The sequence below is a fragment of the Exiguobacterium antarcticum DSM 14480 genome, from assembly GCF_000685865.1.
GTDB classification, from domain to species: Bacteria; Bacillota; Bacilli; order Exiguobacteriales; family Exiguobacteriaceae; genus Exiguobacterium_A; species Exiguobacterium_A antarcticum.
This window is the reverse complement of record NZ_JMKS01000003.1, coordinates 1,460,986-1,485,262: the sequence shown is the minus strand read 5'-3', so window position 1 is coordinate 1,485,262 and position 24,277 is coordinate 1,460,986. Positions and strand designations below refer to the sequence as shown.

Here is a 24,277-nt window from a genome sequence, read left to right as displayed (position 1 = left end):
CTTCGATGAAAAAGCTGCCGGTATGACCGACAGCTCTTAGAAAAACCGATTCGCTCATCTTCAATGGCATTAGCGTACCATAAAACGGGCAAGCCCGACTATACTTTACCTGTTACGCATGTACTGCGTTCGTTTCCAACGTTTCGACGTACTGATGGAGTAAGCTTTGCAGACCGGCATGCGTATCGATATCAAATAACGCTTTACGAACCTGTCCGTTCCCACTTAGTCCTTTTAAGTACCATGCGACATGCGTCCGCATCTCACGGACGGCAAGTGCCTCACCCTTTAACGCAACGAGACGCGCTGCATGCAACAGACAAATATCGATTTTTTCACGTGCTGTCGGTTCAACCGGGAGGGTGCCCGATTCGAGGTACTGGATTGTTTGATACAACATCCAAGGATTGCCGAGTGCCGCCCGACCAATCATCACCCCATCAACACCGATTTCATCAATCATTCGTTTAGCATCTTGCGGCGTTTGAACATCCCCATTGCCGATGACCGGAATGCCGACTGCACGTTTCGCTTCCCCAATGATGTTCCAATCCGCTACCCCTTCATATTTCTGGGAACGGGTTCGTCCATGAATGGCGACGGCCTTCGCACCACCGGCTTCCGCCGCGCGGACATTATCGACACAATAAATATGATGACTGTCCCAGCCGGTCCGCATCTTGACCGTGACAGGTTTATCGACCGCTTGCGATACCGCATGAACCATCTCGTAGACCTTGTCCGGATCAAGTAACCACTTCGCACCGGCGTCACACTTCGTCACTTTCGGTACAGGGCACCCCATATTGATATCAATGATATCGGCATTCGTGTTGGCATCGACATACTGAGCGGCTTGAACCAGTGTTTCCTTTGAACCGCCATAAATCTGTAAACTAAGCGGTTTTTCCCGATCGTCGACATATAACATCTGCATCGTTCGTTCATTTTCATACAGAATTCCTTTATCACTGACCATTTCCGCACAGACGAGACCTGCCCCGAATTCTTTTGCAATCAAACGAAACGCAGGATTACAGACGCCCGCCATCGGTGCTAAAATGACACGGTTATTCAGTACGACTTCACCAATTTTAAAACCTGCCATCCTTCTCATCCCTTCTTCTGTCTGAAACTGTTCCCTACTCGATGCGTCTAACGTCAGCTCGTTCTGCTTCCGGTAACGCAACATACAACTGTCCGACGGTCTGATCTACTCCCGGCACAATGTGAGATGCATTTAATTCACGTAACGGGGCTAATACGAATGCCCGATCTTGCATCCGCGGATGAGGGACCGTCAACCCTTCCGATTGGATCATCTCTTCGTTGTACAAGACGATATCGAGATCAAGGGTCCGTGGTCCATTTTTAAAGAGACGTTTCCGGCCTTCTTGCTGCTCGATTCGTTGGAGTTCTTCCAGTAACATTTCTGCCGATAATGTCGTCTCGAGCTCGACGACCATATTATAAAACAGGTCCTGATCGACATAACCGACGGGAGCCGTCTCATAGATGGATGAAGGACGGACGGTTTTGGTCGTCGGCAGCAAACGCATGGCATCAATCGCCGCTTGTAAATGCCCCGCCTTATCCCCGATGTTCGACCCTAATGCAATGTAGGCACGGTTCATTGATCATCCGCTCGTTTCCGGTGAATTTCAACAGCGACATGTTCATAGTGCCCGGCAATCGGAGGATCGGGTTTGATGACCTTGATCGTCGTTTCAAGAATTCGTGAATCCAGCAACAGGACGTGCGCTGCGATCCGCTCGGCCAACGCTTCGACGAGCTGTAACGGTGCCCCTTCGACGACCTGTTTTGTAACATTGTACAATTCCGCGTAATTGACGCTTTCCCGTAAATCATCGGTCTTACCCGCACTTGATAAATCCAGACCAATCGATAAATCGACGTTAAAGCGTTGTCCTAACTTGGTTTCCTCTGCAAACACACCATGGTAGCCGTAAAAACGCATACCGGTCACTTGTATTCGATCCATCGTCATTCCCCTCCCGCTAGTTCCGCTGCCAACATCGTATCCATCATGACGGCTGCTCGTTTAATCGCTTTGACGTCATGGACCCGCATCCATTCACACCCTTGCTGAATGCCGTAACAAACCGTAGCAATCGTCCCTTCGACGCGTTGATCAGCGGGTAATCCGAGCGTCAGACCAATCATCGACTTGCGTGACGTCCCAAGCAAGACCGGGTACCCAAAATCGGTCGTGATTGACAAATGACGCATTAAAAACAAATTTTCTTGATGCGTCTTCATGAAGCCGATTCCCGGGTCCAGCCAAATCCGATTTTCCGAAACTCCTGCTTGTTTTGCCAAACGAATCGAATCCTCTAAATCTGCACGTACTTCTGCTAACAGATCTGGCCCATGGGGTTCTGAACGGTTATGCATCAAGATGATCGGGACTTTGTGCCGCGCTGCGACATCGACCATCGAACAATCGCCCCACTTCGATCCCCAGACGTCATTGATGATGTCCGCACCCGCTTTGACTGCCGCTTCCGCTACTTCCGGTTTATACGTATCGATTGACACGAACACATCCAGTTCTCGTTTCAAGCGACGAATGACCGGCACGACACGTTCGATTTCTTCCTGAGCCGAGACGAACGTCGCACCGGGTCGCGTCGATTCGCCGCCGACATCGATTGCATCCGCCCCATCCGCCACAAGTTGTTTCGCATGACGAACGGCTTGTTCGACATCCACATAGTTTCCACCATCGGAAAATGAATCCGGCGTCACGTTCAGGATTCCCATAATCTTCGTCATTCTCGTTCCCTCCTTGACCATTTCGTCTGGACCGCTTGATCAAACAAGGTCTGCACTGACTGATACCCGTGTCCTGCAAGACCCGGAAATGCTCGTCCGTCAAGTGACGAGACCGCGACCGCTTCCTGGATCGAATTCGTATAAAGGATTTCATCCGCTTCAGATAATTGGGGCAACAAGGCCAATCGTTCTTCGACCGGCATCTGTTCCATGAGGAATTGGCGGGTGATTCCGTTTAAGGCCCCTGTCTCAAGTGGTGGTGTATACCACTTGTCTCCATACCGCCAAAAGATATTCGATGTGATACCTTCACAGATAAATCCTTCTTTGGTTAAGAACAATCCTTCCGCTTCTTGATTAAACAGTTGCCGTTTGGCGACAAGATTGTTCATATAGTGATGCGACTTCAGACGGTAATTTGTTTCCGGTGTACTGCGCGCAAGACGGATCGTCTCCAGTGCTCGTTCTGAATTCCGTCTTGGCCCAACCGGTTTCGCATACATCAAAACAGTTGGTGTGGCATACGGTTCACTCGAGAGCCCGATTTCCCGTTCTCCAGCCGAGACATTCAGCCGAATGTACACGTCCGATTTTTCATGTATTCGATAAAGTTCTTCCACTGCCGCTAACAACTCATCCCGTCCATACGGTAATTTGATCCCAATCGCGGCACAACTCATCTGAAGTCGTTCGATATGATCGTCAAATAAAAAGGGGTGTCCCCCGTAAGTCCGAAACGTCTCAAATACACCCACCCCATATAAATATCCGTGGTCAAACGGCGAGATCCGAATGTCTTCTTCTCGTTTTACGTGTCCATCATGCCAAAGATACATAGTGTGTCAGCTCCAAAAAGTTTTTTAACATCTGTTTCCCATCGCGTGTCAAAATCGCTTCCGGATGAAACTGGACCCCGACGATCGGCCAGTCCTTATGGCGCAGTGCCATGATTTCACCATCTGCTTCTGCCGTGATCGTCAAGACGTCCGGAAAACTTTCCCGCTCGACGACTAATGAATGATAACGCGTGACGGGTGTCTGTTGTTCGATTCCGGCAAACATCAACGAGTCGTCATGCGACAGTAAGGATACCTTCCCGTGCATCAACGTTTTCGCGCGGACGACCTTTCCGCCAAAGACTTGACCGATCGCTTGATGTCCGAGACAGACACCAAGTATCGGAATCCGTCCGGCAAAATAACGGATCGCTTCTAAACTAATTCCCGCCTCGTTTGGGGTACAGGGTCCGGGTGAGATGACTAAATGATCAGGGGCAAGCTGTTCGATTTCTTCGATCGTGATCGCATCATTTCGAAACACACGAATATCTTGTCCGAGTTCCCCCAAATACTGTACTAGATTATACGTAAATGAATCATAATTATCGATTAATACAATCATGTCGTTTCCTCCGCCATTTCTTTTGCCACCCAAAGGGCTTTCGCTTTACTCAGCGATTCTTCATATTCACTTTCCGAATCTGAATCGGTCACGATGCCGGCACCAGCCTGAATATAAGCCATCCCGTCTTTTGCGACTAACGTCCGAATCAGGATGTTGAAAATCGCTTCATCCGCCCAGCTGATGAATCCTAAGGAACCCGTATAGATCCCCCGGCGAACCGGCTCCAGCTCTTCGATGATCTCCATCGTCCGGATTTTAGGTGCGCCTGTGATCGTGCCCCCTGGAAACATCGCTGCGAGGACACTACTGGCCGTTTCCCCGTCCGCAATCTCTCCTCGGACATTCGAGACGATATGTTGGACATGCGAATATTTTTCGATGACCATCAGTTCGTCGACATGAACGGATCCATACCGGCTGACGCGTCCTAAATCGTTCCGTTCGAGATCGACAAGCATGACATGCTCTGCGCGTTCCTTTTCATTATCAAGCAACGTTTTCGCTAAAGCTAAATCTTCTTCTTCATCTTTTCCCCGCGGTCGTGTTCCGGCAATCGGACGTGTCGCCAGCGACGCACCAATTTTTTCGACGAGCAATTCAGGAGACGCCGAGACGAGGACTAGGTCTGGATCCGCGAAGTATCCCATATACGGGGAAGGATTCACCGTTCGCAAGACATCATAGATATGAGCAGGTGTCGTCCGTAACGGTTCCTGTTGACGGACGGCGAGGTTGACTTGAAACACATCCCCGGCTTCAATATATCGTTTCACGCGATCTGCCGCCTGGACGAAGTCCGCTCGTTCAAAGGAACGTCCACGACGCACGGTGACTTCCTCCGGTGTTGGAAACGTCGGGACCGGACTTGTTTGACACCAAGACGCCACTTCTTTTGCCAGGTCGAGACGTGCTTCTGCTTCGGTCTCCCGCGTGACGGCGACAAATAATTGCTCGGTCTGGTGGTCAAAAACGGCTACTTCATCATACCAATAGAGGGAGACGTCAGCTGTCGCCAAGTCATCTTCCGCTTGTTCAGGCAAACGTTCGAGATAACGGACCGCGTCATAACTGACATACCCCGCCAATCCACCAAAAAACGGCGGCATGCCTGCCGGGCGCGCCGATGCGTACCGGGAACGGATTTCGTCTATGAGTATAAACGGAGCATCCGTCCTCTGTTCCTGTTCACCGGAAATCGTAATGGTCGTGATCCCGTCTTTTGTCCGCACATGTCCGACAGGCCGAATCCCCGCCATCGTATAAGACCCGATGCGCCCACTTTCAAGCCAGACATGTCCTGTTTGTCCTGTTGTCAATTCGACGTACCGGTTATAAAACTGTTCTTTTGTCCACGTAAATGATTCATATACTGTCTGTCGCACTGTTGTTCCTCCACTTCCGAACTATATTCTGTCCTCATTATACGCAAAAAGCAGACAGACGGACGACTCAAACGTCAGTCTGTTTCTTTGTTAGTAGTAAAAAAGAGGTCCATTCCATAAAATCGGAATGAACCCCTTGACTGAAAAGATTATAATTTTGAACTGTCTGCTTCTTCTTCCACTTGATACAGCGGTGTACTGAGGTAACGTTCTCCGTTCGACGGGATGATCGCCAGAACAGTTTTTCCTTTTCCCAGACGTGCGGCGGTCTTCAAGGCAGCCGCGATCGCCGCTCCAGAAGAAATCCCACCGAGAATCCCGTTCGTTTTAGCGGCACGGCGCGCATGATCAAACGCTTCTTCCGTCGTCACTTGCTCGACGCCATCGTAGATCTTCGTATCAAGAATCGATGGGACGAATCCAGCTCCGATTCCTTGTAACTTGTGCGGACCCGGTTTCCCACCCGAAAGTACAGGGGAATCCGTTGGTTCAACGGCAATGATTTCAATTCCAGGGAAAGCATGACGTAACACTTTTCCAGCACCAGTAATCGTTCCGCCCGTTCCAATTCCAGCGATGAACGCATCAAGCGTCAATCCTTCAAACGCCTCGACGATTTCAGGGCCTGTCGTTTGTTCATGGACGACCGGATTCGCTTCGTTGTTGAACTGTTGCGGCATGAAATAACCGTGTTCTTCGGCTTCTGCCGTTGCCCGAGCAATCGCACCCTTCATTCCTTCCGGGCCTGGTGTTAAAATCAACTCCGCACCGTACGCACGAAGAAGAGTTCGACGTTCCATGCTCATCGTTTCCGGCATGACAAGAATCGAGCGGTACCCTTTTGCAGCAGCGACCATCGCGAGTCCAATTCCGGTGTTTCCACTCGTGGGCTCAATGATCGTATCTCCTGTTTTCAGATGCCCTGCCGACTCAGCCGTTTCGATCATCGCTAAGGCGATTCGGTCCTTGACGCTTGAACCTGGATTCATATATTCCAGTTTCAAATACACGTCCGCATCTTCCGGTCCTGTCAAATGATTCAATTTAACGATCGGCGTGCGGCCGACTAAATCCAATACTGAATTCGCAATGCGCATGACCATTCCTCCTCATAATGAAAAACTTCAATTCCAAGTAATCCGATAGATCAATTATCGATGGACTGGATGAAAATTGTCAATCAAAGCGCTCTACCGTCGGCTTTGATCCGTTTTTTGATTGTTTTTCGACTGCTTCCGCAATCAAACGGTCAATCGTTTCCTGCTCATGCTCATTTCGCATGACTTGATAGACATCCGCCCGTGTGATTTCTTGATCACCGACTTGCGCGACGACCTCTTCGAGCGGTCCACCGATACTGTCCTGGACAATCTTCGGTGAGTCAACTTTTGGCAATTCACCCATGAACGCGTAAGCACCTGTCAAAAAGTTCGTCAATAACAAAATGAAAATCAACATCCACAAGTACTTAGAGTTTACAGTTCCCATTTTCAGACCCTCTTATGCTCTTTCGAGTGATTTTTCGCGAAGTGATTGTAATTCTTCGACACCATACTGATAATGTTCTGAACAAAAATGACAAACAGCTTCTGCGCCACCATCTTCATCAATCATCGCTTGAATCTCGTCCGGTCCGAGCGCGACGATCGCTGTCGCTAATTTTTCACGCTCACACGTACATTTAAAGGCAACTGGAATCGTATCGAGGACTTCAAACGAATCCCCTAAGACAAGACCTAACATCTCTTCCGGCGTTTTTTCTTCTCCGACCAGAATCGAAATCGGTTTTAACGCAGCGATTCGTTGCTCGAGTGCCGCAATCGTTTCTTCTGACGCATCTGGCATCAATTGGACGATCAAGCCGCCTGCTGCGATGACAGACTCATCTTCTGGATAGACGAGGACACCGGCACCAACGACGGATGGACTTTGCTCTGAAACAGCAAAATAGTATGTGAAGTCTTCACTGATCTCACCTGTTTGGATCGGCGACTGTCCGCCGACGAAGTCCCGGAGACCTAAGTCTTTGATGACCGAGATATTTCCACGACCAACGGCGTCGCCGACTTTCAGTTTCGTCAGACCATCGCCATTGACATACGTATCCATCTCAACACGCGGGTGGGTGACGTAGCCTCGGACTTGTCCTTTTGCATCGGCATCGACGATGATTTTACCGATTGGTCCGTCCCCTTCGACTTTCAGCGTCACACGTGTGTCTCCTTTTTGCATCGTTCCCATCATCGCCCCGATCGTCAATGTCCGACCAAGCGCTGCTGTCACAACGGGTGTCGTCTGGTGACGCAGTTGTGCTTCATAAACCGTTTTTGTCGAACGGATGGAAAAGGCGCGGACTTCCCCATTAAAACCTAAGGCTCTTACTAAATAATCATCTTTTAATTGTGCTAATAATTCTTCACGTTTCATTATTTTTCCCTCACTTATTTCGGTCGTAGATAATCCGCAACCCGTCAAGCGTCAAAAATGGATCAACGATTTTGATCGTCGCGGATTCCTCACTGATTAATCGGGCAAGTCCTCCTGTCGCAATGACAGTAGCTTCACCCATTTCTTCTTTCATCCGATGAACGAGTCCATCGACTTGCGCGACGTATCCGAAATAGGTTCCGGATTGCATCGCATGGACCGTATTGCGACCAATCGCTGACTGCGGTTTCGCAATCTCGATTCGTGGTAATTTCGCTGCTTTGTTATACAGTGCCTCGGTCGATACCATGACACCCGGTGAGATGATCCCACCGTAATAGCGTTTTTGTGAATCGATATAACAATAGGTCGTGGCCGTTCCAAAATCAACAATGATCAAAGGACCATCGTATTTGACTGTCGCAGCGACCGCATTGACGATTCGATCCGCCCCGACCTCTCTTGGATTGTCGACTTTCAAATCGAGTCCCGTCTTGATTCCCGGTCCAATCACAAATGGACGTCGGTTGAAGTAACGGACGCACATGTTTTCGAGCGGAAACACGACAGGGGGTACGACAGATGATAACACGATTCCCTCAATGTCTTCCACGTTTAAGTCTGCATCCCGAAACAGAGCTTTGACCAACATCCCGTACTCGTCCGTTGTCCGTGTACGATCCGTCGCGATCCGCCAATGCTGAACAAGTGTCTGTTCATCATAGACGCCAAGCACGATATTCGTATTTCCCACATCAATTACTAAAATCATCTGATTCCCCACTTTTCTCTGACGATAGCTGTTGCATACGTTGTGATTATACCACGCACGTCTGGCTTCACCTATTGAAGTGCGCCTTGTCAAACAGAACAGAAAAGGTCAGCATCCCATTTGGAATACTGACCTTCTTTGTTCGCTAGACACCGTCTAGTCTCTTTTAGTCCATACGTACTTAAATTTGATCATCCCGACGTGGTTGATCTGGTTTTTCCGTATCGACATTTTCCCCTTCTTCGATGACAGAGCCACGTTGCGTCGGAGATTCTGTCGGTTGATCGATGACAGGTGTCGTCGATTCCGGCGTTTTCTCGTCCACTTTTGGTTCTGCGATCACTTCAGGTTGGTTTTTCTTGTATTCGCCCGTCTCCAAGAGATGGTGAATTTGTTTCTGGTCAAGTGTTTCCACTTCAAGTAACGTCGTCGCAATCAAATCAAGCTGATCGCGTTTTTCCGTTAGGATCGTTTTCGCTTTTTGGTAACACTTGTTGATGATCGCTTGAATTTCCATATCGATTTCATGGGCAATCGCATCAGAATAGTTCTGTTCGTTTTGGAAGTCACGTCCTAAGAAGACGTTTCCGCTTTGACCGGAACCAAACTGAAGGGGTCCGAGTTTTTCACTCATCCCGAACTCCATGACCATCTTCCGTGCTAATCCTGTTGCACGTTGGAAGTCATTACTCGCTCCAGTCGATGCTTCACCAAAGACGATATCTTCCGCGACACGACCACCAAGTAATCCAGTGATCTTATCTTCAAGTTCTGGTTTCGTCATGAAGTAACGATCTTCTTTCGGAAGCATGATGACGTAGCCGCCCGCATTTCCACGAGGAACGATCGTAACTTTATGCACTTCATCCGCATCATCGAGTGTGACACCGATGATCGTATGACCCGCTTCATGCCACGCGACAATCTTTTTCTCTTTTGGTGAGATGATCCGACTCTTCTTCGCCGGCCCAGCGATGACACGGTCGATCGCTTCTTCGAGATCGACGATTGAGATCTTGTCACGGTCGGTACGCGCTGCAATAAGTGCTGCTTCGTTCAACAGGTTTTCAAGATCGGCACCAGAGAAACCTGGTGTACGTTGTGCGATGGCTTTTAAATCAACCGTTGCATCAAGTGGTTTATTGCGTGCGTGTACTTTCAGAACCGCTTCACGTCCGACGACATCTGGACGCTCGACCGTGATTTGACGGTCAAAACGGCCTGGACGAAGTAAAGCAGGGTCCAGGATATCGGCACGGTTCGTTGCTGCGATCATGATGATACCTTCGTTTTCACTGAATCCATCCATCTCAACAAGAAGTTGGTTCAATGTTTGTTCCCGCTCATCATGTCCGCCGCCAAGACCAGCTCCACGTTGACGACCGACTGCATCGATCTCATCGATGAAGATGATACATGGTGCATTCTTTTTCGCATTTTCGAACAAGTCACGTACACGTGATGCCCCAACCCCTACAAACATCTCAACGAAGTCAGAACCTGAAATCGAGAAGAATGGGACGCCGGCTTCACCCGCTGCCGCACGGGCTAACAATGTTTTACCTGTACCTGGAGGACCTACAAGGAGGACACCTTTTGGAATACGGGCACCGAGACGGGCAAACTTACGAGGATCTTTCAAGAATTCAACAACCTCAACGAGTTCTTGTTTTTCCTCATCTGCTCCTGCGACATCGTCAAACGTAATCTTTTTCTTTTCTGTATCGTACAGGCGCGCCTTCGATTTTCCGAAGTTCATGACGCGACCACCGCCGCCGCCGCCTTGTGCTTGATTAATCAAGAAGAAGAACAGGATGAAGATGATGATGAATGGAACGATGGTCGTCAGTAACGCGATCCAACCGCCATTTGTTTCTGCTGCCTTAAAGTCCAACTTGACGTTTTGGCTACGCAATTGCGTATACAAATCCGTCAGTTCTGTATCGACAGCCGGTACGACGGTTTCATATGTCGTATCCTTTTCACGTAATTCACCTGTGACGTTATACGTCTGTCCCTCATACTGGAACGTCGCCGTCTTGACATCACCTTTTTCAACTGACTCGACAAACTGTGTGTAATTGATTTCTTTGCTTTTGTTCACTGGACTCTGCAAGTATTGCAGAAACAAGATCAAAGCTAGAAAAATGACCCCAAACACGAGGGTATTCTTCACTGCTCGGTTCATCGTAGGCCTCCTCTCCGCACCAACTGATTGAACTTACTCAATCGATACGAATCCTAACGCGGCAAAGCGCGCTTTGTAATTGGTTTCATCTTATCATGTGACAGTCAAGATTAAAAATAATTAGCCGCCGTAGACTGCTGGTTTCAATACACCAACATAAGGAAGGTTACGATATTTTTCTTCATAGTCAAGACCATAACCGACAACGAACTCATGTGGAATGACAAAACCGCTATAATCGGCGTGTAAATCGTTTTTACGACCACTTGGTTTATCGAGCAATGTCACGATTTTGACTGACTTTGCTTTCCGATATTTAAAGAGATCCACGAGATAGCCTAATGTTAATCCACTGTCGATGATATCTTCGACAATCAGGATGTCACGTCCTTCTACTGACGTGTTTAAATCCTTCTCAATCTTAACTTCTCCCGTCGATGTCGTCCCGCCGTGATACGTCGAGACATCCATGAAGTCCATTTCTAAATGCATATCCATCTTTTTGACAAGATCAGACATGAATGGCATTGCCCCTTTGAGCACACATACGAGTAGTGGGAAACGATCTCCATAATCCGCTGTCAGTTCACCCGCGAGTTCACCGACTTTATGTTGGATCTCTTCTTCCGAAATCAGTACTTTTTCCATATCATTCATTAAGGTCATGCTAGGTATTCCTCCTCCATTTTAAACACTACATTACCATTCTATCATTAAACACGATTGTGCGAGGAGTTCAAATGACCCGAATATTGCAATTCGATGTCCGATGACTGCCAGAACTTGACCTGTTGCATCGACGACGACCGGAATTTCTGTCCGCAATGCCCGCGGTACCTTGGCATCAATAAGAATTCGACTGACTTTTTTTGTCCCGATGGCCAGTTGAATCCGGTCCCCCGGTAACGGTCGTCGAATCGTTAACGGGAAACGGATTGCCCCGACAGGAATCCCTGCTGAGGCACGGAAAAACCTAATCCGATGGTCACCATAGTGATAGGTACCCAAATCAGGACCGATTTCAAGTGGTTCAGATGCAAAGTTTCTCACAGGACAGCGGTCACATGTCAAAAATCCATATGTGCGCTGTATCCTCCAGTTTCCATAATACACTTCACCGGACGGCATATCTACTCGTAACCATGTCAAAAATCGATTGTAATCATTTGAGGAGAGTTCGCTGCCAGGTAACAGAACACGTAAGACGAACCGTTTGAAGTCGGAAGGAAGTCGCTGAACGACTTCGAGGGGAAGTCCCCGTTCTGTCATCTGCGACTTGACGAGTTCTGCGACATATGTCAGATGTTCTTGTTGTTGTTCATCCCGCACCATCGCCGCGCGCGCCGTCGCTTCCTCATAACCGGGGCGTAATTCCGCCAAGAGTGGCAACACCTGATGCCGCATCTGGTTTCGAAGGTACTTTGTTTCAGCATTTGTCGCATCTTCAGACCACTGAATGCGTTGTTCCTTCGCATAGTCATACAGTTGTTGTTTCGTATATGCCAATAACGGACGATGCATCTGACCATTCGCAAACGGCCGGAGGAGCGGGATTCCGTCGATATGTGCTTCCCCGCGAATCAATTGAATCAACAGCGTCTCCAATTGATCGTCTCGGTGGTGGGCTAGAACCAAATGGTGCCGTCCGGTTTCTGCCATGACCTGTCGAAAAAACGTATACCGTCTGTTTCGGCATGCTGCTTGACTTGGTGTCTCCCCTTCCCAATCGAGACGCGTCATCCGGAACTCAATTTGACGTGCTGCGGCAAAGTTGCGGATCGCCTCCGCTTCCTGATCTGATTCTTTCCGAAGACCGTGATGGACATGGACAATCAAAATATCGTAATCTGCCTCATGTAAAACATGCGCTAACACCATTGAATCACAGCCACCCGAGACCGCGACGAGTAAGGGTTCCTTTGGAAGATTCACGTCTAATCGCATATCTTGACCTCCTTCATTTGATGATTGAAACGAAAAAAGCTACCTCTATATAAATAGAGATAGCTTTTTTACAGAATGACCCGTACGGGAATCGAACCCGTGATACCGCCGTGAAAGGGCGGTGTCTTAACCGCTTGACCAACGGGCCAAAAAAATATGGTAGCGGCGGAGGGAGTCGAACCCACGACCTCACGGGTATGAACCGTACGCTCTAGCCAGCTGAGCTACACCGCCATATTTTGAACGCGTGCGTCTTAAGCACATTTTCTATAATACTTGGGAGTCAAATGATTGTCAACGCTTTTTGTAAAAATAATTTCAAAAAAATAAAAGATGGAATGAACAGCGTCATTCCATCTCTATTCTTATAAAGAACAGGTCAGCAAGTTATTGACGTTTAGCACCACGTCCGCCACGTTTTGAATCCGTTTGACGTTTCAATGTAGCAAGACGATCTTCACTATCTTTGAGGAAACTAGTCATCAACGTATCGAACGTTTGCTCTTTACGTGGAGCTGGTGCGCCACGGCCACCTTTGTTAAAGCCACCACGGTTTCCACCGCCGCCACTTCCACCACGTGGACCTTTGTTATCGAAAGGACGTGGTCCACGGTCTTGACCTGCTGGACGTGGTCCGCGATCAAACTGACGAGCAGGAGGACGTGGACGTTCGCCTTCTGGGCGATCGACGGCTTTCTTAATTGAAAGACCGATCTTTCCGTCGTTCTCTACACTCAACACTTTAACCGTGATTTCTTGTCCGACTGTCAAGACATCATTGATATCCTTGACGTAAGAATCTGCTACTTCACTGATGTGAACAAGACCTGTCTTCCCCGTCGGTAATTCTACGAACGCGCCGAAATTGGTGATGCCTGTAACTTTCCCTTGTACTTTGCTGCCTACTTCAATCGACATAAATTGTATTGCTCCTTTTTAGTTGATTCATTTCTTATTATACGAGTGATTCTACATTTTTTCAATCAATCGGCAAGCTTCGTTTAATCTTCCGGTGAAAAATAGAAAATCGTTTCGCCTTTTTTCGAGTACAGCAGTTCACTTCTCGCTAAGTTCGCAACATATTTCTTATCATTCAATCGTTCAATTTCTTCTTTCAGACGGGCTGTTTCTTTTTCTGCTTTCGCCTGTTCTTGATTCGCAACCTGAAACGACTGTTTCTGTTCAGCAATCAATTGTTTCTTTTCGATATATGACCACCCCATCAGGGACAGGACAATAAGAAAGATCGACATACAGACTAAGAAGCGCCTCTTCAGACGTAAACGGTTTTCGATTGCATTTTGACTTAACTGTTTTTTCCGGTCATTGAGCGGTTTGATCTTGGGCGGTGTATCACGCCCTGATTCCAACGGTGCTGGCATATCATCCCTCCTTATCCGAGTGGTCATCTCTGACACTCTCTAGTATACTTCCTTTTTCAACCAAATCACATCGATTCTTCGGAATTCACTTTTTCTTCACGAATGATTTGATACATATCTGAAGCTTCTTCTTTTTTGGCATGTTCCTTAATGCTATCAATTTGTACGGTGACGATCTTATTTCCAAACCGGATCGTCATCTCGTCTCCAACTGACACTGTACTGCTCGCTTTAGCGACAAGACCGTTGATTGTAATGCGACCTTGATCCGCGACCTCTTTCGCAAGTGTACGGCGTTTGATCAAACGGGATACTTTTAAAAATTTATCAAGTCTCATCACTGTTCCTCCTGCTTTGATTGATTCCATAAGGCGTCTTGTTCCGATAACGAAAGTTCCGTCAACGGACGATCTGCCAATTGTTCCATTCGTCTGAAACGGCGGATGAACTTATCATTCGTCTGTTGCAACGCTTCTTCAGCAGATAACTCCATGTACTTCCCGACAAGCGTTAATGAAAATAGGATATCACCCAACTCCCCTAAACGCTCTGCTGCCGGTGCCTCCTGCAATTCCTGGATTTCTTCCCGCACTTTATCGAGTGCTCCAGCGACGGTATCCCATTCGAATCCGACCTTCGCGACCTTTTTTTGAATCTGTTCTGCACGCATTAAAGCGGGAGCCCCTTTTGTGACACCATCTAACAGATGGATCCGTTCCGGTTTTTCCTGCGCTTTGATGTCCTGCCAGTTAGTGACGACGTCTGCGGTCGAGTCGACGGTCACATCTCCAAATACATGCGGATGACGGCGAATCATCTTGTCGCTGACGCTACCGATGACGTCTCGCACATCAAAATACCCTTCATCCAGACCGATTTGGGCATGAAGCATGACCTGAAGGAGGACATCGCCTAATTCTTCAATCATTAAGTTATCGTCCTGAAGGTCGATTGCTTCCAGTAATTCGTAGGATTCTTCGATTAAATGTTTTTTTAACGACTCGTGTGTCTGTTCTTGATCCCACGGACAGCCACCTTCTCCACGCAACCTTGCGATGATTTGTTTTAACGTCGTAAAATCACGGTTCAAGATCGTTTGATCCGTGACGGGCGGGACATAGACCGTCGTCAGGTTACTTAATGTCGTCACGTGATCGAGTTCATAAAGCGGAACCGTCGTGACCTGTTGCTGACTCGTCCCAGCTGCCGTCACTAGTGTCACGTCATGTTCATCGGGATAACGTTCCATCAACATGACTTTTAAATCCCCCGCGACCAACTGATCGTACACTTGCCCGATCAATAGATGCTGTCGAATTTGTGCTTCGTCAATCTCAAACGCAGTCGCATCCAACAACTGAAATCCTTCAATCGGATCCACACCGACCGCAGCAAACATCGGGTCGAGAAAACTTTGACCACCAACGATGTTGATGTTTTCTGTCTGTGCGAGTAATTGTTGTACGGTACTTTCGGCGACGAGTGGATGACCCGGAACGGCATAGATGATTGGTTCTGTCACAGCTTGCTCGAGCAACGTTGCCACAATCTCACCGTACACACCCTCGAATTGGTCATGCTTCTCATAAATGAAATCAAACGATGTAAATTTCATTCCCTCTGCCATCAGTTCTGAAACGACAGGATGATCTGCCGTCCGTAAATAGACCGGTTGCTTCGTCTCTTTTAATAACTTATAGATTCCATACGGTAATTGTTCCAGTTCACCGACTCCTAGGCCGACGACTGTAATCTGATGTGTCATATGATCCCCCTACGTTGATGAATACGATATAGTTTTTCTCCAAATGGCAACAACGCCCATTCCCGTTCCGATAAGACGCCGGTCCGTAATGCAAAGACACAGAAAACACCGGCTCCACCAAGTACAAGTATACCTACTTCAAGCATCGCTCCGAACCGGCTTTCCCAGCCGGATAAACGAAACAGTTGCTCGATGATATACAAGAACACGGCCATCGGGACAACCGCTTTCGATAACCGGACATAAAAGGAACGTCCAGCTGTCACTCGGCCAAACTTACGATTGAGCAACACCAATTGAGCTGCCGCCATGACGGCAAATCCACCAAATGTCGCCATTCCAGCACCTAACATGCCATATGCCGGAATTAAAGTGATATTGAGCCCTAGCTTGACTGATAGACCGACGACGACTCCGACGAACGCATATTTTTCCGCATCCACCGATTGGAGACAGGAGACGATAATCATTGATAAGGAGGCCGTGAATGCTGTCGCAGCCAACCAACTGAGTGCCACCGTCCCGTTATCGTCCTGATACAAGGCGATGTTCAGTGGCCGCATGACTCCGACTAGACCGACCGTTGCCGCTGCCGCAATCAACAAACCCGACCGTAACAACGTCTCGAGGTGCTGTTTCGTCGCTGCATCATTTCGTTTCCTGTATTCCATCAATAATGTCGGGACACTGGCGAGACTGATCGATGTCGCAAACAAGATGGCGAACTGGAGTAATGGATACCCGCGATCAAAAATTCCTTTTTCGACTTTCGTTTCAAGCGAATCTCCAAGTAAGTTGACGAAGGTCAGTCCATCAATCAATTGCATCAACAACAACGCGAGTGAGGCAATACTAACAGCTAGACCACTTGTCAACAAAACACGTCCGACACGTCGAATATGTCGTTTCGAGACGACGGGACGACCGATCCGTCCTTTAGCGAAACGGACCAATAAAATCAATGATGCAATACTTCCACCAAGGGCCGTCATGTGCGCCGCTGCTCCGACTTGATACGGATTGGCGCCCATTTGAACGCCGTAGTAGGTCACGAGTAGTAACAGGCAGACACGAACGGCATTTTCCGTAATTTGCGAAAAAGCCGTCGGACGCATCTCAAGATCCGCTTGGAACATCCCTCGTAAAACAGCGATGACCGGCAGCAGGTAAAACGTAAGCGTCACTGCCCGGAGCGGTTGGACGAGCTGGGCATCCCCGAATAATAACGCCACTTCCGGAGCGACCCACCAGCCGAGTGTACCGAGTACAAAAGACATGACTAACAAAACAAAAAAGATGGACCATAAGACTTCCCGTTTCTCTTCCGGGTGATGTAACGTCAGCTTGGCGACGACGACGGGCAATGCATAAATGCCAAGTGCTGCCGCAATCGCAAACACTGGATAAACGGTTTGATACACATATAATCCGAAATCTCCCGCCATGTTCTGATAAGGAATCCGGTAAAAAAAACTCAGCAATTTAGACACATAACTTGAGATGGCCAGGAGAGCTGCCCCCTGAGCAATCGTCATCCGTTGATTCATTGCATGATCCGACGATCAATCTCAGCGAGTAATCGTTCCGCCTGCTCTGTTGTCTGTTGAAGCGTTTGTTTGCCACGATTGAGCGTCAACACCAATTTCCCGTCTTCTTGGCCCATACCAAGACCACGACCGATCGGGACGGTCCATTTGACGAAATCCGCAACGTCAAGCGTCTGTGTCGTCTGTTCGGACAAGACGATCTCGATTTTCGGATCCGTCTGTTTGACACGTTCGACGCGAGCCCGCTCAGCGAAAATCCGCATTCGCGTCAACTGGATCAATCGAGCGACTTCGCTTGGGAATTCTCCGAAGCGTTCTAACATCTCGGATTCCAGTGCTTCGAGACTGTCCGGTGTATCGACGTACTTCAATCGTTTATAAAACTCGATTTTTAATTCAGAGTCTGCCATGTAATGACTTGGGATATACGCATCCAGACTAAACGTGAAGTCCGGGACGAATTTTTGGATTTTCCGTTTCCCTTTCATCCGTTCTTTTCGTTCTTCGACCGCTTCCGACAACATCTGGGAATAGAGATCAAATCCAACCGAGTCGATGAAGCCTGACTGTTGGGATCCGAGTAAGTTTCCAGCCCCGCGAATCGATAAATCACGCATCGCAATCTTAAAGCCGCTACCGAGCTCCGTAAACTCCTTGATGGCCTGCAGGCGGCTTTCCGCAACTTCCGTTAATCGTTTTTGCGGACGATACGTGAAGTACGAATACGCGACCCGGCTCGAACGTCCGACACGTCCTCGCAATTGATACAGCTGGGACAGACCCATCTGATCGGCATCGTTGACGATGAGTGTGTTGACATTCGGAATATCGATTCCGGTTTCGATGATCGTCGTACTGACCAACACATCGGCGTCCCCTTCAAAAAAGGCGATCAATTGGCTTTCGAGTTCACTTTCCGTCATGCGACCATGAGCCGTCACGACACGTGCTTCCGGAACAAGAGCACGAATTTCTTCTGCTTTCCGCTCGATTCCTTCGACCCGGTTATAAAGGAAAAAGGCTTGTCCCCCACGTCCAAGTTCACGCTCTAACGCTTCGCGCATGACGATTCCGTCATACTCCATGACATAGGTCTGAACCGGATAACGATTTTCTGGCGGTGTCTCAAGTACTGACAAATCACGGATACCGATCATCGACATATGCAACGTCCGTGGAATCGGTGTGGCCGTCAATGTCAGGACGTCGACGTTCGTTTTCAACTGTTTTAAACGTTCTTTATGCTTGACGCCAAACCGTTGTTCTTCGTCGATGATGAGTAACCCGACATCCGCAAACTGGACATCTTTCGATAAGACACGATGTGTCCCGACGACGACATCTACCGTCCCTTCCTTCAGGCCTTTTTTCGTTGCTTTTAACTCTGCCGCTGAACGGAATCGACTCATGACGGACACGTTGATCGGCCAGTCGCTGAATCGTTCGAGCATCGTTTCATAGTGTTGCTGCGCAAGAACAGTCGTCGGAACAAGCAACGCCACTTGTTTTCCTGCCATGACGGCTTTAAAGGCAGCTCGAATCGCGACTTCCGTTTTCCCATAACCGACATCACCGCATAAGAGACGATCCATCGGGCGTGGACGTTCCATATCTTTTTTGATTTCTTCGATCGAACGTAACTGATCGACGGTTTCCTCATACGGGAACGAGGCTTCAAAGGCCTGTGTACTATCATCGTCTTCCGGAAATGCAAATCCGACCGCCGCTTCACGTGCCGCATAGAGTTTAATCAGCTCGTCCGCGATGTCTTCGACCGATTTTTGGACTTTCGCTTTGACTTTCTTCCACTCCATACCGCCAAGTTTATAAATCTTTGGTTCCTTGCCTTCCGCGCCGACATACTTTTGGATCAAATCGATTTGGTCGACCGGTACGTACAACGAGTCTTCACCGGCATAAATCAGATGGAGATAATCCTGGTGATTGCCCGCGACATCAATCGTCTTGATGCCGTGATAACGGCCGATCCCATGATGAATATGGACGACGTAATCGCCTGTCTTCAATTCCTGGTAACTTTTGATACGCTCGGCATTCGTCAGCTTAGTCGTTTGTTTCCGGCGGCGTGCCGGTTGCTTAAAGACTTCTTCTTCCGTGATGACGACAAGACGGGCATTCGTCATCTCGAAACCGCCGTGAATACCTCCGATTAAAATCGAGGGATGTCCTCGTTTGATGTCATCTTCCGTCGTATGCAACGAGGCTTCGACCCCATAATCGGATAACGTTTGCCGCATCCGCTCCGCCCGTTCGCGATTACTCGCTAAAAAGACCATCCACATGTCCGCCCGGCCGTACCGATCGACTTCTTGCTTCAACCGTTCCATCTGTCCGTGGAACGGAGCAATTGGTTTGATGCTGAAGTGAATGGCGGCACTCTCCGGCACACCACTGCGTCGTGTCGGGAGTAACGATAAATACAACAGTTGACGTTGCTGGAAGACTTTCATCATCGGGACCGATAACGTATAGTCACTGATGCTTTGTCCCCGTTCAATCAATGAAGCCATCCATTCCGCTTCTTCTGTATCCTGGACTTCGGCCGCTTCTTCAATCCGGGCGACCTCATCGACGATCAAAACAGTATCCCGAATATCATCAAGCAAGGTGGTTTTGTACAGTAACGGCGCATATTTAGGAAGTTGTTTCGGACGTTCCCCGTTTTCGAGCAATTCGACATCGTAAGCGATTCCTTCTTCTAAGGCAACCAACACTTCCGTGCTCTGCACACGTTGCTTCGTCGCTTCATAAAGACCACGCAACTGTTCACCCGCTGCACGCAATCCGTCATTCGTCGCAAAATGTTCCGCTGCCGGTGGCACCAATGCTTCCGCAACGACACCAAGCGAACGTTGTGTCTCTGCATCAAACGTATAGATGGAGTCGACTTCTTCATCAAATAAATCAAGCCGGTAAGGACGTTCCACTGTCAACGGATACAGATCGATGATGCTCCCGCGGACGGCAAATTCGCCCGGTGTCGTAACCGTAGCTGCCCGTTCGTACCCGGCATCCACCAATTCCTGAATAAAATCCGGAATCGACAAAACATCCCCCGGTTTAATCCGGTGCGTATGCCCTAAAAAATCAGCCGCGGTCGGGACATATCGTCTGAGTCCGACGAGCGGAATGATTAAAATCCCATCGTCCGTCGTCAGTAGACGTTGCCGTGTCTCGATTCGTGTCGCCCGGAGTTCCGGGCTTGCCCCGTACGATAATTCTGCAGCAAGTGTCTCATCGACCGGATACAACATCACGTCCTGCTCGGGAACGAGTTCAATTAGATCATCATATAATTTTTGAGCCTGGAACATGTTGTGGGTCACGATGACGAATCTTTTTTTCGTCTCTTGGTAAATGCCGGCGATGAATAATGCTTTTCCGCTGTTCATCAGTCCCGTGATTAGTTGGGCATTGACCCCGTCACGGAAACGTTCCCGGACGGTTTTGATCTCCGGAATGCCGAGTAACAGATTTTGTAGTTGTTTCATTGTTTCCCCTCCTAGGACGACAGCAAAAACGCTTTGGACATCCAAAGCGTTTTGTTCAGTTATAACGATTCATCAACGCTAAAAATGGCGTATCGATGAAATCCGTTGCGATGTTTACAGAATCAGCCAACACATGTTGCAACGTCACCTGTTCTGATTTTGCAAATGGCATCAAGACCCAGTCAATGACTTGGATCGGTGCCGGCGGACGCCCGACCCCTAACTTCAGCCGTTTGATGTCTTGTGTCCCTAAATGTTGAATCAATGATTTGACCCCGTTATGACCACCAGCACTTCCTTTAGAACGCAGACGCATCTTCTCGAGCGGAAGATCCAGGTCATCATAGATGACCAGTACGTCCTCGACCGCGATTTTATAAAAGTCGAGTAACGGTCGCACGGCTTCACCGGACAAGTTCATATATGTCAATGGTTTGACGAGAAGGACCCGTTCCCCTTTCATCATTCCCGTTCCGAAGACTGCTTTAAACTTCGACTCCGTTAATTTTATACCATGTTCTTTTGCCAAGGCATCAACCGCCAAAAATCCGATGTTGTGGCGGGTATTGGCATATTTGGCCCCTGGATTTCCTAAACCGACGATACATTTCATACCGTCACCTCCTTAAGTTCACAGACAAAATCACATCTCGCCTGGATGATGAAAAACACCAACGCACAAGGGTCCGATTTCTAAAAACCGGACCTTGGCGTGCATATCTGTTTAAAATCAGCTAAAGAGCGGGCTGATTGATTTTTGTTCATGGACACGGATGATCGCTTCTGCAAGCAACCGTGCGACTGAAATTTGTTTGATTTTGCTTGCACATTCACGTTTCGTCAAATCGATTGTGTTTAAGACAACAAGCTCTTCGATTGCCGAGTTTTCGATTCGCTCCATCGCTGGACCTGACAGAACCGGGTGCGTACAGCAGGCATAGACTTGTTTTGCTCCGTTTTCAATCAACGCGTTGGCAGCAAGCGTGATCGTGCCGGCTGTATCGATGATGTCATCGATGATGATGGCGATTTTCCCATCAACTTGCCCGACGATGTTCATGACTTCCGCGACGTTTGGTTTCGGACGGCGTTTGTCGATGATCGCGATCGGTGCTTTTAATTGTTCTGCTAATTTACGAGCCCGCGTCACACCGCCATGATCCGGAGAAACGATGACAAGTTCGTTCGGGTCGATATTCTTCTTCTCGAAGTAAGAAGCAAGCAAGGGAACACCCATTAATTGATCTACTGGAATATCGAAGAAACCTTGGATTTGGGCAGCATGGAGATCCATTGTCACGACGCGTGTCGCCCCTGCGACTTCAAGCAAGTTCGCGACGAGTTTCGCTGTGATCGGCTCACGCGAACGCGCTTTACGGTCTTGACGCGCATACCCGTAATACGGAATGACGACGTTGATCGTCCGAGCAGAAGCTCGTTTTAACGCATCGATCATGATGAGGAGCTCCATCAAGTTTTCGTTGACCGGTTGGCTTGTCGATTGGATGATGTAGATATCATCACCACGGACGCTTTCTTCGATGTTCATTGAAATTTCGCCATCACTGAAGTGTTTGACTGAACTTTCGCTGACAGGAATCCCGATGACTTTAGCGATTTCCTCTGCCAGTGGTTTGTTCGAGTTAAGTGCGAAAATACGAATTTCATGTTCTAAGACAGTAGACATGGTTAGGTGGCCTCCATTTGTTTGGTTTAGACGAGTAGAGCGACAGGTAATGAACGAATAAAATTAACGGTAATCCGGTTTGGTCGTCTGACGCTCCCGTGCGATCGCGAGACCATTGTCAGGAACATCATCCGTGACGGTCGATCCTGCTGCGACAAGCGCATTTTTACCGACCGTGACAGGGGCGATCAAATTGACGTTACAGCCGATGAAGGCGTCGTCTCCGATGACCGTTTCAAACTTATTTGTTCCATCATAGTTGACCGTGATCGAACCACACCCTAAGTTGACGTTTTTGCCGATCGTCGCGTCGCCAACATAACTTAAGTGTGCAGATTTGCTACCTTCTCCAAACGTTGATTTTTTCACTTCAACGAAGTTGCCGACACGGGTATTTGCACCGAGGATCGCTTGTTGGCGTAGGTGAGCAAACGGACCGACTTGTGCTGCTGGTCCAATTTGACTATCCGTGACAACCGATTGACGGACAACCGCGTGATCTGCAATCGTACTATCGCGAATATCCGAGTTCGGTCCGATGATGCATTCCGAGCCAACTGTTGTGTTACCAAGCAATTGTGTCCCCGGGTACAAGACGGTATCAGAACCAATCACCACATCTGGTCCGATGTACGTTGAAGCAGGGTCGACGAACGTGACACCTTGACGCATCCAATGTTCGTTTGTCCGTTTCCGCATCGATGTTTCTGCTTGCGCAAGCGCTACCCGATCATTGACGCCAATCGTCTCTTCGAACGTCGATGCTGCGTAGGCGGCAATCGTTTCGCCGTCGGCTTTCGCGATTTCGATGACGTCGGGTAAATAGAATTCACCTTGGACGTTATCGTTTTTGACTTGTTTTAGCGCTGCGAAAAGCATTTCATTATCAAACACGTACGTGCCTGTGTTGATTTCTCTGATGAGAAGTTCTTCTGCGTTCGCATCCTTATGCTCAACGATTTTCGAGACGTTTCCGTCTTCACCACGGACGATTCGTCCGTAGCCCGTTGCATCATCGGCATGTGCCGTCAAAACAGTCACTTTCGCGCCTGTTTCGGCATGATGTTGCAGCAACGATTCTAACGTCGCACTTGTTAGGAGTGGGGTATCCCCACACACGACGAGAGTCGAACCCGTTTCGTGACCCAGTACAGGTTCCGCCATCTGAACAGCATGACCCGTGCCAAGCTGCTCACTTTGAAGTGCATATTCCACCGATGTGCCGAGCACTTCTTTGACAGCCTCTGCACCGTGACCGACGATGACGACTTGACGTGTGACACCGAGTGTCGTCAATTGATCAACGACATGTTGTACCATAGGCTTCCCAGCTACTGGGTGAAGTACTTTATAGAGCTTTGATTTCATCCGAGTGCCTTTACCCGCTGCTAGAATTACCGCGAAATGATTCATCCTTGTCGCTCCTCCATATAAATTAGTGATGATTTCGTTCTGAAATAGTCCACTCGTT

At 48.5% G+C, this 24,277-nt stretch carries 23 protein-coding genes and 2 tRNA genes; all 25 read right to left on the bottom strand.

The window, feature by feature from the left end; genetic code table 11:
- Positions 1 to 112: 112 nt before the first annotated feature.
- Positions 113 to 1,108: a tRNA dihydrouridine synthase DusB gene (dusB, locus tag P404_RS0108490; RefSeq protein WP_026830515.1), complete on the bottom strand. Its 996-nt coding sequence runs from the start codon at positions 1,106 to 1,108 to the stop codon at positions 113 to 115.
- A gap of 34 nt (positions 1,109 to 1,142) precedes the next feature.
- Complete coding sequence (gene folK / locus P404_RS0108485; protein WP_026830514.1) at positions 1,143 to 1,634, bottom strand: 2-amino-4-hydroxy-6-hydroxymethyldihydropteridine diphosphokinase; 492 nt, start codon at positions 1,632 to 1,634, stop codon at positions 1,143 to 1,145.
- The gene (gene folB / locus P404_RS0108480) at positions 1,631 to 2,002 is read right to left on the bottom strand and encodes a dihydroneopterin aldolase (RefSeq protein ID WP_014969118.1); all 372 of its coding nucleotides are present in this window, start codon (positions 2,000 to 2,002) and stop codon (positions 1,631 to 1,633) included. Before folB ends, folK begins: the two co-directional genes overlap by 4 nt.
- A gap of 2 nt (positions 2,003 to 2,004) precedes the next feature.
- Positions 2,005 to 2,796, bottom strand: coding sequence for a dihydropteroate synthase (gene folP, locus P404_RS0108475; protein ID WP_014969117.1), 792 nt, complete (start codon positions 2,794 to 2,796; stop codon positions 2,005 to 2,007).
- A complete protein-coding gene (locus P404_RS0108470; protein WP_026830513.1) occupies positions 2,793 to 3,632 on the bottom strand; it encodes an aminotransferase class IV in 840 nt (279 codons plus the stop codon). The genes folP and P404_RS0108470 overlap by 4 nt, the downstream gene beginning before the upstream one ends.
- On the bottom strand, positions 3,616 to 4,197 hold the full coding sequence (locus P404_RS0108465) for an anthranilate synthase component II (protein WP_014969115.1): 582 nt from the start codon (positions 4,195 to 4,197) through the stop codon (positions 3,616 to 3,618). Before P404_RS0108465 ends, P404_RS0108470 begins: the two co-directional genes overlap by 17 nt.
- Complete coding sequence (locus tag P404_RS0108460) at positions 4,194 to 5,582, bottom strand: anthranilate synthase component I family protein (protein ID WP_026830512.1); 1,389 nt, start codon at positions 5,580 to 5,582, stop codon at positions 4,194 to 4,196. Before P404_RS0108460 ends, P404_RS0108465 begins: the two co-directional genes overlap by 4 nt.
- Before the next feature lie 149 nt (positions 5,583 to 5,731).
- A complete protein-coding gene (gene cysK / locus P404_RS0108455) occupies positions 5,732 to 6,679 on the bottom strand; it encodes a cysteine synthase A (RefSeq protein ID WP_014969113.1) in 948 nt (315 codons plus the stop codon).
- A gap of 79 nt (positions 6,680 to 6,758) precedes the next feature.
- Positions 6,759 to 7,040, bottom strand: coding sequence for a SurA N-terminal domain-containing protein (locus P404_RS0108450; protein WP_014969112.1), 282 nt, complete (start codon positions 7,038 to 7,040; stop codon positions 6,759 to 6,761).
- Positions 7,041 to 7,082: 42 nt separating this feature from the next.
- Positions 7,083 to 8,009 carry an Hsp33 family molecular chaperone HslO gene (gene hslO, locus P404_RS0108445; protein WP_014969111.1) on the bottom strand — a complete coding sequence of 309 codons (927 nt, stop codon included), beginning with the start codon at positions 8,007 to 8,009 and terminating at the stop codon, positions 7,083 to 7,085.
- Between the two features lie 10 nt (positions 8,010 to 8,019).
- Positions 8,020 to 8,781: a type III pantothenate kinase gene (locus tag P404_RS0108440; RefSeq protein ID WP_014969110.1), complete on the bottom strand. Its 762-nt coding sequence runs from the start codon at positions 8,779 to 8,781 to the stop codon at positions 8,020 to 8,022.
- Between the two features lie 181 nt (positions 8,782 to 8,962).
- Positions 8,963 to 10,969, bottom strand: coding sequence for an ATP-dependent zinc metalloprotease FtsH (ftsH, locus tag P404_RS0108435; RefSeq protein ID WP_014969109.1), 2,007 nt, complete (start codon positions 10,967 to 10,969; stop codon positions 8,963 to 8,965).
- 120 nt (positions 10,970 to 11,089) lie between these two features.
- Positions 11,090 to 11,635 carry a hypoxanthine phosphoribosyltransferase gene (gene hpt / locus P404_RS0108430; protein WP_012368964.1) on the bottom strand — a complete coding sequence of 182 codons (546 nt, stop codon included), beginning with the start codon at positions 11,633 to 11,635 and terminating at the stop codon, positions 11,090 to 11,092.
- A 33-nt stretch (positions 11,636 to 11,668) separates the two neighbouring features.
- Complete coding sequence (tilS, locus tag P404_RS0108425) at positions 11,669 to 12,913, bottom strand: tRNA lysidine(34) synthetase TilS (RefSeq protein ID WP_026830511.1); 1,245 nt, start codon at positions 12,911 to 12,913, stop codon at positions 11,669 to 11,671.
- A 76-nt stretch (positions 12,914 to 12,989) separates the two neighbouring features.
- A tRNA-Glu gene (locus P404_RS0108420) sits at positions 12,990 to 13,061 on the bottom strand.
- Positions 13,062 to 13,070: 9 nt separating this feature from the next.
- Positions 13,071 to 13,147: transfer RNA gene (locus P404_RS0108415), tRNA-Met, on the bottom strand.
- Between the two features lie 153 nt (positions 13,148 to 13,300).
- On the bottom strand, positions 13,301 to 13,831 hold the full coding sequence (locus tag P404_RS0108410; RefSeq protein WP_014969107.1) for a S1 domain-containing RNA-binding protein: 531 nt from the start codon (positions 13,829 to 13,831) through the stop codon (positions 13,301 to 13,303).
- Positions 13,832 to 13,914: 83 nt separating this feature from the next.
- Positions 13,915 to 14,295, bottom strand: coding sequence for an FtsB family cell division protein (locus tag P404_RS0108405; protein WP_014969106.1), 381 nt, complete (start codon positions 14,293 to 14,295; stop codon positions 13,915 to 13,917).
- A 65-nt stretch (positions 14,296 to 14,360) separates the two neighbouring features.
- Positions 14,361 to 14,633, bottom strand: a complete 273-nt coding sequence (locus P404_RS0108400) for an RNA-binding S4 domain-containing protein (protein WP_014969105.1) — start codon at positions 14,631 to 14,633, stop codon at positions 14,361 to 14,363.
- Positions 14,633 to 16,060 carry a bifunctional methyltransferase/pyrophosphohydrolase YabN gene (gene yabN / locus P404_RS0108395; RefSeq protein ID WP_026830510.1) on the bottom strand — a complete coding sequence of 476 codons (1,428 nt, stop codon included), beginning with the start codon at positions 16,058 to 16,060 and terminating at the stop codon, positions 14,633 to 14,635. Before yabN ends, P404_RS0108400 begins: the two co-directional genes overlap by 1 nt.
- Positions 16,057 to 17,607, bottom strand: coding sequence for a polysaccharide biosynthesis protein (locus P404_RS0108390; RefSeq protein WP_014969103.1), 1,551 nt, complete (start codon positions 17,605 to 17,607; stop codon positions 16,057 to 16,059). The genes yabN and P404_RS0108390 overlap by 4 nt, the downstream gene beginning before the upstream one ends.
- Positions 17,604 to 21,119: a transcription-repair coupling factor gene (gene mfd / locus P404_RS0108385; protein ID WP_026830509.1), complete on the bottom strand. Its 3,516-nt coding sequence runs from the start codon at positions 21,117 to 21,119 to the stop codon at positions 17,604 to 17,606. Before mfd ends, P404_RS0108390 begins: the two co-directional genes overlap by 4 nt.
- A 55-nt stretch (positions 21,120 to 21,174) precedes the next feature.
- Positions 21,175 to 21,732: an aminoacyl-tRNA hydrolase gene (gene pth / locus P404_RS0108380; protein ID WP_014969101.1), complete on the bottom strand. Its 558-nt coding sequence runs from the start codon at positions 21,730 to 21,732 to the stop codon at positions 21,175 to 21,177.
- Positions 21,733 to 21,849: 117 nt separating this feature from the next.
- Positions 21,850 to 22,806, bottom strand: a complete 957-nt coding sequence (locus tag P404_RS0108375) for a ribose-phosphate diphosphokinase (protein ID WP_014969100.1) — start codon at positions 22,804 to 22,806, stop codon at positions 21,850 to 21,852.
- Between the two features lie 63 nt (positions 22,807 to 22,869).
- On the bottom strand, positions 22,870 to 24,219 hold the full coding sequence (gene glmU / locus P404_RS0108370) for a bifunctional UDP-N-acetylglucosamine diphosphorylase/glucosamine-1-phosphate N-acetyltransferase GlmU (RefSeq protein WP_026830508.1): 1,350 nt from the start codon (positions 24,217 to 24,219) through the stop codon (positions 22,870 to 22,872).
- Positions 24,220 to 24,277 lie beyond the last annotated feature (58 nt).

Bases quoted from the DNA above. Each gene is read 5' to 3' on its own strand.
- dusB (WP_026830515.1), bottom strand. From the start codon at position 1,108: ATGGCAGGTTTTAAAATTGGTGAAGTCGTACTGAATAACCGTGTCATT.
- folK (WP_026830514.1), bottom strand. From the start codon at position 1,634: ATGAACCGTGCCTACATTGCATTAGGGTCGAACATCGGGGATAAGGCG.
- folB (WP_014969118.1), bottom strand. From the start codon at position 2,002: ATGGATCGAATACAAGTGACCGGTATGCGTTTTTACGGCTACCATGGT.
- folP (WP_014969117.1), bottom strand. From the start codon at position 2,796: ATGACGAAGATTATGGGAATCCTGAACGTGACGCCGGATTCATTTTCC.
- P404_RS0108470 (WP_026830513.1), bottom strand. From the start codon at position 3,632: ATGTATCTTTGGCATGATGGACACGTAAAACGAGAAGAAGACATTCGG.
- P404_RS0108465 (WP_014969115.1), bottom strand. From the start codon at position 4,197: ATGATTGTATTAATCGATAATTATGATTCATTTACGTATAATCTAGTA.
- cysK (WP_014969113.1), bottom strand. From the start codon at position 6,679: ATGCGCATTGCGAATTCAGTATTGGATTTAGTCGGCCGCACGCCGATC.
- P404_RS0108450 (WP_014969112.1), bottom strand. From the start codon at position 7,040: ATGTTGATTTTCATTTTGTTATTGACGAACTTTTTGACAGGTGCTTAC.
- hslO (WP_014969111.1), bottom strand. From the start codon at position 8,009: ATGAAACGTGAAGAATTATTAGCACAATTAAAAGATGATTATTTAGTA.
- P404_RS0108440 (WP_014969110.1), bottom strand. From the start codon at position 8,781: ATGATTTTAGTAATTGATGTGGGAAATACGAATATCGTGCTTGGCGTC.
- ftsH (WP_014969109.1), bottom strand. From the start codon at position 10,969: ATGAACCGAGCAGTGAAGAATACCCTCGTGTTTGGGGTCATTTTTCTA.
- hpt (WP_012368964.1), bottom strand. From the start codon at position 11,635: ATGACCTTAATGAATGATATGGAAAAAGTACTGATTTCGGAAGAAGAG.
- tilS (WP_026830511.1), bottom strand. From the start codon at position 12,913: ATGCGATTAGACGTGAATCTTCCAAAGGAACCCTTACTCGTCGCGGTC.
- P404_RS0108410 (WP_014969107.1), bottom strand. From the start codon at position 13,831: ATGTCGATTGAAGTAGGCAGCAAAGTACAAGGGAAAGTTACAGGCATC.
- P404_RS0108405 (WP_014969106.1), bottom strand. From the start codon at position 14,295: ATGCCAGCACCGTTGGAATCAGGGCGTGATACACCGCCCAAGATCAAA.
- P404_RS0108400 (WP_014969105.1), bottom strand. From the start codon at position 14,633: ATGAGACTTGATAAATTTTTAAAAGTATCCCGTTTGATCAAACGCCGT.
- yabN (WP_026830510.1), bottom strand. From the start codon at position 16,060: ATGACACATCAGATTACAGTCGTCGGCCTAGGAGTCGGTGAACTGGAA.
- P404_RS0108390 (WP_014969103.1), bottom strand. From the start codon at position 17,607: ATGAATCAACGGATGACGATTGCTCAGGGGGCAGCTCTCCTGGCCATC.
- mfd (WP_026830509.1), bottom strand. From the start codon at position 21,119: ATGAAACAACTACAAAATCTGTTACTCGGCATTCCGGAGATCAAAACC.
- pth (WP_014969101.1), bottom strand. From the start codon at position 21,732: ATGAAATGTATCGTCGGTTTAGGAAATCCAGGGGCCAAATATGCCAAT.
- P404_RS0108375 (WP_014969100.1), bottom strand. From the start codon at position 22,806: ATGTCTACTGTCTTAGAACATGAAATTCGTATTTTCGCACTTAACTCG.
- glmU (WP_026830508.1), bottom strand. From the start codon at position 24,219: ATGAATCATTTCGCGGTAATTCTAGCAGCGGGTAAAGGCACTCGGATG.